The sequence below is a fragment of the Cochleicola gelatinilyticus genome, from assembly GCF_001637325.1.
Taxonomy (GTDB): domain Bacteria; phylum Bacteroidota; class Bacteroidia; order Flavobacteriales; family Flavobacteriaceae; genus Cochleicola; species Cochleicola gelatinilyticus.
On sequence record NZ_LRXL01000029.1, the window covers coordinates 1 to 1,283 of the forward strand.

Below are 1,283 nucleotides of genomic sequence, written 5' to 3' on the forward strand. Positions count from 1 at the left end.
TTCCCTGCTCCTGTTTGAAATACATCTGCGTCTGAATTATTTCCATCCTGCTCAACATACGACATCTGTCCTGTACCTTCTTGTTCTACACGGGCATTGTGTCCAGGAGAACCGTCTGGTGCAGAATTCTGATCGATCTTGGAAGCATGTCCGCTACCTGCTTGTAATGATAATGCTTCATTATTATCATGTCCTTGAAAGATCCATGAGGAATGTGTGTCTCCACTTTGTACGACACCTGCATAGTTGTCCTCAGCATTTAAGACTCCTTGTTGAATGTAAGCGATCTGATCGTCACCCGATTGTTGCATTCCAGCAGCGTTATTATCTCCACCTTGATACACATACCCTTCATTAGAAGTTCCGCTTTGGCGCACATCCGCCGCATTTGCTTGTCCGCTTAAGCCAGAATTTCCATTTACATCACCCGCTTGAGCCACATAGATAAGGTTGCCCTCATCGGTTCCAGCACCCCCGCCAGATTGATCGATAAATACAGAAGAAGAAGTTCCTTCTTGTCGTACGAGCATGTAGTTTTCGGTACCTGATTGTGTGTTTTCAACACGGTTAGCAGCTGCGTCACCACTTAAATTATCTGCTTGCTCCACATCCGGTGCTGCAGCATCTTGGCTTGCTTGCGCAAATACAAATGACCCTACCATGAGTGCTAGGGCACTAAGAATTACTTTTTTCATAATTTGAAATTTAGTTATTAATTGATTTATTTGGTTTAAAAAAAAATAGATCATCCAAAGTTGTCGGACGATCTATATAATTTATTTTAACAATCAGCACATAATCCCGGTACTGTAATATCCGGAATCATTAGGTTTTCCATTTCTGGTAGCGGCATTGGTCCCATTGGATCAGGAATGTCACAGTCAATCGTTTCAAGAAGATTTCCTGCAGGACCAACTTGTAATACTTCCATTATGTTCTGAAATCCACTTTGATCACCGATAAAACTTTGTCCGCCGCGTTGTGCAGCGAATAGGTCATTAGCCAAACCTTGTTGTCCGATTTCCATAAAGTTAGTTCCTTCATATTGCTTACTTACTAGATCATTTTCTCGACCTGCTTGAACAGCAAGCACGCTATCATCACCATCTTGTATCATCCAGGCATTCTGAGTATTACCAATTTGAATTAATCCGGCACTATTATTATCGCCCGTTTGTACCTGTAAGGCACTGTTATTGTCATTATAAAGTTGTGTGTCATCGAAGGCATTTTGTACAACCAGCGCTGTGTTATTATCTCCAATTTGGACTTGCTTAGAATAC

General features: G+C 41.7%; 1 protein-coding gene and 1 pseudogene. Both read right to left on the reverse strand.

Translation table 11 applies throughout. The features are described from left to right. Positions 1-695, reverse strand: a pseudogene (locus ULVI_RS07640) (hypothetical protein); the annotation flags it as partial. Between the two features lie 86 nt (positions 696-781). Next, positions 782-1,283: curlin repeat-containing protein (locus ULVI_RS15550; protein ID WP_197463490.1), on the reverse strand; the 502-nt coding region annotated here is incomplete at its 5' end.